This is a genomic window from Nocardiopsis sp. ATB16-24 (assembly GCF_030271535.1).
GTDB lineage: Bacteria > Actinomycetota > Actinomycetes > Streptosporangiales > Streptosporangiaceae > Nocardiopsis.
Genome location: NZ_JASCXJ010000004.1, coordinates 312,046 through 319,539, shown reverse-complemented (window position 1 = coordinate 319,539; position 7,494 = coordinate 312,046). Strand labels below are relative to the sequence as shown.

Below are 7,494 nucleotides of genomic sequence, written 5' to 3'. Positions count from 1 at the left end.
CTGCCTTGCTCGAACAACGCTATCGCTTCATAGCGTTGGTCCGGGGTGAGTGAGCTGTTCGCTCTCATGGGACTGCTCCCTGGTCGATGGAACTGGATTTCCAGTCCAACTTCCAGGGAGCAGTTCATGACGCGCGGGCCCTTCTTCGGTACGGAGAGCCGGGTCGGGGCCCTTCAGCCTCGGACCAGGTGCAGGGCCCTGGCGACGATCTCCTCACCGACCCCCGCGGTGAGGATCGACTCGGGATGGAACTGCACGGCGTACCACCGCGCCGCCACGTCCTCGATCGCCATCACGACAGGTGTCCCGCCCTCCAGCACGGCGGTGACCTCGAAGTTCTTGACCAGCTCGGGAACGGTGTAGGTGGAGTGGTAGCGGGCCGCGGGGAAGGATCCGCCCTCCCCCAACCCGCGCAGGAGCCGCCCTCCGTCGACCCTCACGCGTCCGGACTTGCCGTGTACCGGCTCGTCCAGGGTGCGCAGCTCGCCCCCGGCGTGCTCCACCATCCCCTGGAGTCCCAGACACACCCCGAACACCGGCAGGTTCCGGGCCGCCAGTTCGTCCAGCAGAGCCGACATGGCGAAGTCCTCGGGCATCCCGGGGCCCGGTGAGAGCACCACCAGGTCGGGGGCCAGACGGTCCAGCAAAGAGGGGGCGAACCCGTAACGGACGGTGGTGACCTCGGCCCCCTGACGGCGCACGTAGTCGGCCAGGGTGTTGACGAAGGAGTCCTCGTGATCCACCAGCAGCACCCTCATGCCCTGCCCCGGCCGCTCCACCGCCTCCGCCGCGTTCCGCTCGGGCTCCTTGGCGGGCTCCTCCTCCCGCTCGCCTTGGGCGAGGGTCTCCACCAGGGCCCGCGCCTTGAGGAAGGTCTCCTTCTCCTCGGCCTCGGGGTCGGAGTCGTAGAGCAGGGTGGCGCCCACCCGTACGGCGGCCACACCGTCACGGATGTGCGCGGTGCGCAGGGTCAGACCGGTGTTCATGGAGCCGTCGAAGTTCAGGACGCCGACGGCGCCTCCGTACCAGCGCCGAGGGCTGGTCTCGTTCTGCTCGATGAACCGCATCGCCCAGGTCTTGGGCGCCCCGGTGACGGTGACCGCCCACATGTGGGTGAGGAAGGCGTCCAAGGCGTCGAACTCCCGACGCAGGGTGCCCTCGATGTGGTCGACGGTGTGGATCAGGCGCGAGTACATCTCGATCTGGCGGCGGCCGATCACGCGGACGCTGCCCGGCTCGCACACCCGGGACTTGTCGTTGCGGTCCACGTCGGTGCACATGGTCAGCTCCGACTTCTCCTTGGGCGAGGCCAGGAGCTCCTCGATGTTCTCGGCGTCCTCCAGGGCGTCGCCGCCCCGACGGATGGTGCCCGAGATGGGACAGGTCTCCACCCTCTGCCCGGTGCCCGGTTCGCCGGTGACCCGGACGAACATCTCCGGGGAGGCGCCGACCAGGTACTCGCCCTCACCGAGGTTGAAGAAGAACTCGTAGGGGGCGGGGTTGCGCTCGCGCAGCCGTTCGTAGAAACGGGCGGGTGAGGAGCAACGCGCGAAGAGACGGTGTCCCGGCACGACCTCGAACAGGTCGCCGCGGCGGAACCTCTCCTTGGCCTCGGCCACGATCCGGGCGTAGGAACCGGGCTCGGGGCCCTCGGGCACCTCGGTGGCGACCACGGGCGGGGTGGGCTCGGTCCGGCGCGGCAACCCTCGGGTGCCGGCCTCGGCGCGCGTGCCCGCGGCCGGGACGGTGAAGTCGTAGGTGTAGCGCACGCACGTCTCGCGTTTGCGGTCGCGCACGATGATCGCGTCGGGCAGGTGCAGGACCAGGTCCCGGTCCTCGGGGTCACGGTCGATGTGCTGCTCGATGGGTTCGAACTGGAAGGCCAGGTCGTAACCGAAGGCCCCGTACAGGCCCAGGTTGGCGTCCTCGGGGCTGTACAGGGCCGCCATCACCGCGCGCAGGGCGGTGAAGACGCTGGGGCGGCGACTGCGCTCCTCCTCGGTGAAGAACTCGCCAGGGTCGGGTTCGGGGACGGTGATGGCGACGCTGCCGGCCTCGATGTCGTCCAGGGTTCCGTCGGGATCGGGCGCACCGACCGAGTACAGGGCCTCGGCCAGGACGGGCAGCAAGACCCTCCCGCGCTCGTTGAGCGCGGTGGCGGTGACGCGACGCCCGCGCGTGGTGATCTCCAGGCAGGGGTCGACGTAGCCCAGGTGCCAACGGTCGTATCGGCCCGGATACTCCATGCCGGAGGAGAGGACTCCGCCCCGGTGGTACTCCACCGCTTCGACGAGCTCGCTGAGGACCTCGGGGTCGCAGGCGGAGGCGGTGCGGTGGACGGTGACGCCGCACCGGGTGCGGTAGGTGGTGGTCTGTACGTCGCTGGAGTTCACGGCCGGTCCTTTGGCGTTCGGTATGGGCTACGCCGGCCGGGGCCGTGAGAACACGAAACGACCGCCGGTCCGGGGCGGTCGCTGCACGGGTATGCGAAATCGGAGCACCGCCTACAAGCGGCGCCACCACTGAACCGGGGTGCAGGAGTTTCGCATGCCCCGAGTGTAGCGCGTGCGAGGGGTGCTTGGGGAGGACCGACGCACTGGAAGGCGCTGTCGGTGCCGCCAAGGGAACTGACAACGTTTTCCCGTGCTAAGGAGAGCACCACCAGCGCGGCGGACCCCGCTCACGTAGGCATGCGACCGATGAATCGTCGCGGGTCCAGGGTCGGCCGCCTGGACTTGTGAAGACGAGCGCGCAGGCGCTCGTCGATACCGCCCACGTACAACCAGCCCATCAGGTGCTCGGTCTCGGCCAGTCCGTGCACGGCCCTGACCTCGGGGGCGTTGGCGTACAGTCCCGTGCGCCACATCACGCCCCAGCCGCACCGCCACAACGCGAGTTCCAGGAGGTGTCCGACACCGGCGGCGGTGGCGTGCTGCTCCCACTCGGGCACCTTGGGGTGCGGCTTCGGACTGGCGACGACCGCGATGAGGAGTTCGGCGCGAAAGGGCTTGGTGTTGATCTCGCCGGGCTCGCGCACCACGCCCGCCGCCGCGTCGAGCGCCTCGCCGAGCCTGGCGCGGTCGTCTCCGCGCAGGGTGATCAGCCGCCACGGACGCAACGCCTTGTGGTCGGCCACGGAGGAGACGGCCGGCAGCAGGCGCGCCAGTTCCTCGTCGTCGGGGGTCTGCGGCCCGACCTTCGACAGCGAACGCCGGGTGGCCATCGCCTCAAGAACCGGATCGGAGAAGAACTGCAATGTACCCCTCTTTCTCGCCGGGTCCGCGCCCCGTCCCGGTTCTCGGCCCTGGCCGCCGTGCGACGTGACGGTGCCCTACCATCGCCCTCCACCATAGGAGGCGCTCCGACCGACTCCGTACAGACGTCCGCCTAGATCGAGGGCGCTCGTCCGCGGCACACCGCCGTTCGATCGCGGTCGCCGGCGGCTCCCGTACCCGTGTACGCCCGACTCCGCGCACGCCTGAGTCCGCTCACACTGGGAAAGAGGAGGAGGGACCGAGACGGCGAGGTGCGCCCCCACGGGCCGTCACCGCCGCCTCACTATACGATCGGAGCGTTCGCACGGAAGGAATCGTCGCGTGTGACCGCGACCCCGAGGCGCGACAGGAGAAGCATGACCGGCATGAAGGACCACGGCCCGCATCCCTACGTCGTCGACATCGAGAAGGCGACCCTGGCCAACGACGACTACCGCTCCACCCTGTGGACGGGAAAGAACATCCAGATGACCCTGATGTCGATCCCCGTCGGTGGGGATATCGGCCTGGAGGTCCACCCGGACAACGACCAGTTCCTACGTCTGGAACAGGGCCGCGCCCGTGTGCAGATGGGCCCCTCCAAGGACGATCTCACCTTCGACGAGGAGGTCTCCGACGACTGGGTGATCCTCGTACCGGCGGGCTCCTGGCACAACGTCACCAACATCGGCGACGAGCCGCTGAAGATCTACGCCATCTACGGTCCCGCGCACCATCCGCACGGCACCGTGCACCCGACCAAGCAGGACCAGGAGGAGGATCCGCACGAGCACTGAGCGGACTCCGATCGTCCAGGGGTCGGAGACCGTCACGGTCCCGGCCCCCGGCGCGTCCACCAGGGACACCGGAACCACTCCGGTGGGTGTTTCTCCTTCGTCCGTCTTCCCACCGCTCATACGCTGGCCTCTCGGGGAACCTCCAGGGGGAAGAGGAGACAGGATGAACACGACGATTCCCGGTTACGCCTACGGCAGTGACGAGGCGGCCAGATCACCGGTCGGGCTGGAAGAACTGGACAGGCTCAAGGCCACGGTGATGTTCACCGAGGAGGACGAGCGGGCGCTGCGGATGGCCGGCGACGTCCTGGAGGACCAGACCCAGGACGTGCTCGAGGTGTGGTACGGGTTCGTCTCCTCCCACCCTCATCTGGTGGCCTACTTCTCCACCCCCGACGGGGAGCCGATCCAGGAGTACCTGGACCGGGTGCGGTCGCGGTTCGCCCAGTGGATCCTCGACGCCTGCCGGCGCCCGTACGACCAGACCTGGCTGGACTACCAGGAGGAGATCGCCCTACGCCACACCCACGAGAAGAAGAACACCGCCGACGGCGCGGACTCGGTGGACAACATCTCCCTGCGCTACATCATCGCCTTCATCTACCCCATCACCGCCACCATGCGGGAGTTCCTGGGCAAGAAGGGGCACAGCGCCGAGCAGGTGGAGGCGATGCACCAGGCGTGGTTCAAGGCGGTGACCCTGCACGTGGCACTATGGTCCCGACCGTATGTTCGCGACGACGACTGGTGACCATGCCCGATTCTCGGACCCGCGCCCGGATCGTGTCGGTACACGTCGGTCCTGCCCGTCGCTTCGACGGGCAGGACACCGGCCGATCGTGGGTCAGCGCGATCGACAAGAACGCCGTCACCGGCCCCGTCCGGGTCACCTGGGAGAATCTCGCCGGTGACGAACAGGCCGACCGGCGCCACCATGGCGGGGTGGACAAGGCGGTGTTCGTCTATCCGGCCGACCACTACCCCGCCTGGCGCAGGGAGCTGTCCCTGCCCTCGGTGGGGCCGGGGTCCTTCGGGGAGAACCTCGCGGTGGAGGGCCTGACCGAGGACGACGTCTGCCTCGGCGACGTCTGGGACGTGGGCGAGGTGCGCCTACAGGTCAGCCAACCCCGCCGACCGTGCTGGAAACCCGCCCGCCGCTGGGGAGTGGACGACCTCGTCCCGCGCATCCGCGCCAGTGGGCGCACCGGCTGGTACCTGCGGGTGCTCACACGCGGGTCCCTGCGGGCGGGTGAGTCGATAGTGCTGCACGAACGTCCGTACCCGCAGTGGCCGCTCACCCGCGTCGACCGTACGATGCACGCCCCCACGGACGACCCCGCCACCGCCAGGGAACTGGCCCAATGTCCCGCCCTGCCCGACCGCTGGCGCGAGGAGATCATCCGCCGCCTCGACCGGGCCCGCCGCCCCGAAGACGGGGACGGCGACGCGGACAGGCTTCGACGGGCGGGGTGAGCGGAGCGGGTCGTGGTTCGGGGCGCGGCGCCGGGGCGTGGTACCCCCGCTCAGGGCCACCTCCGTCCGCTTTCGTGGCCCTGGCGTGGGGTCCCGATGTCATGTGAAGCCGGATGAGCCTCTGCGGCGAGGGCAGAACACATCCTCCGAGACCCTGGCCGGCCCCGTCCTTGCTCACTCTTCGGCGGGTGTGACCGGTTTACCCATCGCCTCCGACACCAGGTCGAGCAAGAGCACGGCTCTGGCCTGGTAGAACGCCTCGAAGTCGTCCGCGCGCAGGTGCACGGGATCGATCAGGTGCCGCTCCAGGTAGGTGTCCATCTCGGTGCCGGCGATCTTGGTGACCGATTCCAGTTTCTCCAGGTAGGCGCTGGGGGCCTGCCCACCGATGCTTCGGTTGGTCTTGGCCGACAGGGGCGTCTTGTTGACGATGCTGTCGTACCGCGCCCTGGCGATCCCCCGCTGCTCGCACCACCTCTGAGGGAAGACGTGATGGATGTCGACGGCGTGGTCGAAGTAAGTGTTCTCTTTGATGTTCTCCCCGGTCCGCAGGTCGGTGACGTCGCGCCTGAGCAGGAGGGCGTAAATACCCTTGTACGCGGCGCTGTTGCGGGTGCGCAGGGTGTCCAGGCGTCCGGCGGAGAACTGGGCCTCCTCCACGGTGCGCGGCTGTGTGTCCCCTCCTCTCGCCCAGGAGACGACATCGGGCAGGTCCCTGGCGAAGCGCGACTCGGTGCTGCCGCCGTACATCTCACCGAGAATGCCGCACCAGAACCACCGCGAGATCGCCTTGCGCGCGACGCGGTTCTCCGCTTCCTCACCAAGAGTGGCGAAGATGGCCGCCAAGGGGATGATCTGTGTGCCGTAGGGTAGGAACTTCGTGTCGTACACGCATTGTCCGTACAGGAACTCGGCCGTGGTCAGCAGAGCTTCGACCGCCTTGTCGGCCCACTCCAGATAGTCCTCCAGCGAAAGCCGGAGCATCTCGGCACGTCGACAGCCGATCCGAGGAGCTCTGTCGGCCTCACGCCCCTGCGCGAGCCAGCGGTGATACCTGGCCTGGGTCGCCAACAGAGTGACGATCTGCAGGAAGTCGGTATCGCGCACCTCCCACAGCACTCGGTACAGGGGGTTGCCACTCCATGCCTTCTGACGCTCGGCCCAGTCCGTACGCAGTTCGAACTCGTCTGCGGCGAAGGTGGCGGTGAGCAGTTCAAAGACGGTGAGCGGCTCGCCCCCGGTGTTGACCTTCTCGAAGACCTGGCACACTGCCTCCCGCGGGGTGGCCTTGTCCAGTTCGATGATGGGGAACTGGTACTTTTCGAAGCGGTCCAGGACCTCCTTGTCGAAGCGCTTCCACAACTCCAGCTTCGGCCGAGCGTAGTCGTGGTGCTCACGGAAGCCGTCCGCCCAGTCCCTGGAGTCCATGACTTGGGCGAGAGGGAAGAGGCCGACCTCGTACTCCTTCTCTGGCGTGGAGCAGTCCAGCGTCACTTCCCTGCGGAAGTTACGGACGACCCGGTCCTCGGGCAGGAACCTGATCGCCTGTTCACGGTCCATGTCAGGGTCCACCGCAGCCTCGATGTCCAGGTAGAACCATCCGGACACCTTCCGGCCCCGCTCGTCATGGGTGCGTACCGGTGCGTCCAGACAGATCGCCTGGTACAGCGAGGTCATACGCTGTTGACCGTCGAGGATGAGCGTCTCCGCGTTCTTCCTCGCCTCCCCCACTCCCTCGATCGTGCGTTCCCGGAACCGGGTCTCGCCACCGGTCCCCAGAAACATGAGGGTGCCCACAGGATAGCCCTGGGAGATCGAGGCGAGCAGGCTGGCGATGCCTTCCTTCGACCACACCCATCCCCGTTGGAAGTCGGGGAGTTGGATGCGCCCGTCATGGACTCTGCGCAGCAACTCGGTGAGGAATTCCTTGGTGCTGTTGAAGGTGTCTACCGCCATAGGGGGTCCTTTGG

Annotated in this window: 6 protein-coding genes; 3 read left to right on the top strand and 3 right to left on the bottom strand. The window is 67.9% G+C overall.

Features of this window, described 5'->3' with window-relative positions:
* Positions 1-173: 173 nt before the first annotated feature.
* Both PFX91_RS07590 and PFX91_RS07585 read right to left on the bottom strand, forming a co-directional pair.
* On the bottom strand, positions 174-2,393 hold the full coding sequence (locus PFX91_RS07590; protein ID WP_285730452.1) for an anthranilate synthase component I: 2,220 nt from the start codon (positions 2,391-2,393) through the stop codon (positions 174-176).
* Between the two features lie 287 nt (positions 2,394-2,680).
* Positions 2,681-3,256 carry a nitroreductase family protein gene (locus PFX91_RS07585; protein WP_285730451.1) on the bottom strand — a complete coding sequence of 192 codons (576 nt, stop codon included), beginning with the start codon at positions 3,254-3,256 and terminating at the stop codon, positions 2,681-2,683.
* Positions 3,257-3,631: 375 nt separating this feature from the next.
* Here PFX91_RS07585 and PFX91_RS07580 point away from each other — a divergent pair, with 375 nt between their 5' ends.
* The 3 genes from PFX91_RS07580 to PFX91_RS07570 all read left to right on the top strand — a co-directional run bounded on the left by PFX91_RS07580 (position 3,632) and on the right by PFX91_RS07570 (position 5,524).
* Positions 3,632-4,051 (top strand): cupin domain-containing protein, encoded by a 420-nt coding sequence (locus PFX91_RS07580; protein ID WP_285730450.1) that lies wholly within the window; start codon positions 3,632-3,634, stop codon positions 4,049-4,051.
* A 163-nt stretch (positions 4,052-4,214) separates the two neighbouring features.
* A complete protein-coding gene (locus PFX91_RS07575) occupies positions 4,215-4,802 on the top strand; it encodes a protoglobin domain-containing protein (protein WP_285730449.1) in 588 nt (195 codons plus the stop codon).
* A 2-nt stretch (positions 4,803-4,804) separates the two neighbouring features.
* Positions 4,805-5,524, top strand: coding sequence for an MOSC domain-containing protein (locus PFX91_RS07570; protein ID WP_285730448.1), 720 nt, complete (start codon positions 4,805-4,807; stop codon positions 5,522-5,524).
* 174 nt (positions 5,525-5,698) lie between these two features.
* Here the strand turns inward: PFX91_RS07570 and PFX91_RS07565 are convergent, their stop codons facing one another.
* Positions 5,699-7,480 (bottom strand): GmrSD restriction endonuclease domain-containing protein, encoded by a 1,782-nt coding sequence (locus tag PFX91_RS07565; protein WP_285730447.1) that lies wholly within the window; start codon positions 7,478-7,480, stop codon positions 5,699-5,701.
* Positions 7,481-7,494: the final 14 nt, after the last annotated feature.

Excerpts from the sequence above, each read along its gene's own strand:
- PFX91_RS07580 (WP_285730450.1), top strand. The coding sequence starts at position 3,632 with ATGACCGGCATGAAGGACCACGGCCCGCATCCCTACGTCGTCGACATC.
- PFX91_RS07575 (WP_285730449.1), top strand. The coding sequence starts at position 4,215 with ATGAACACGACGATTCCCGGTTACGCCTACGGCAGTGACGAGGCGGCC.
- PFX91_RS07570 (WP_285730448.1), top strand. The coding sequence starts at position 4,805 with ATGCCCGATTCTCGGACCCGCGCCCGGATCGTGTCGGTACACGTCGGT.
- PFX91_RS07565 (WP_285730447.1), bottom strand. The coding sequence starts at position 7,480 with ATGGCGGTAGACACCTTCAACAGCACCAAGGAATTCCTCACCGAGTTG.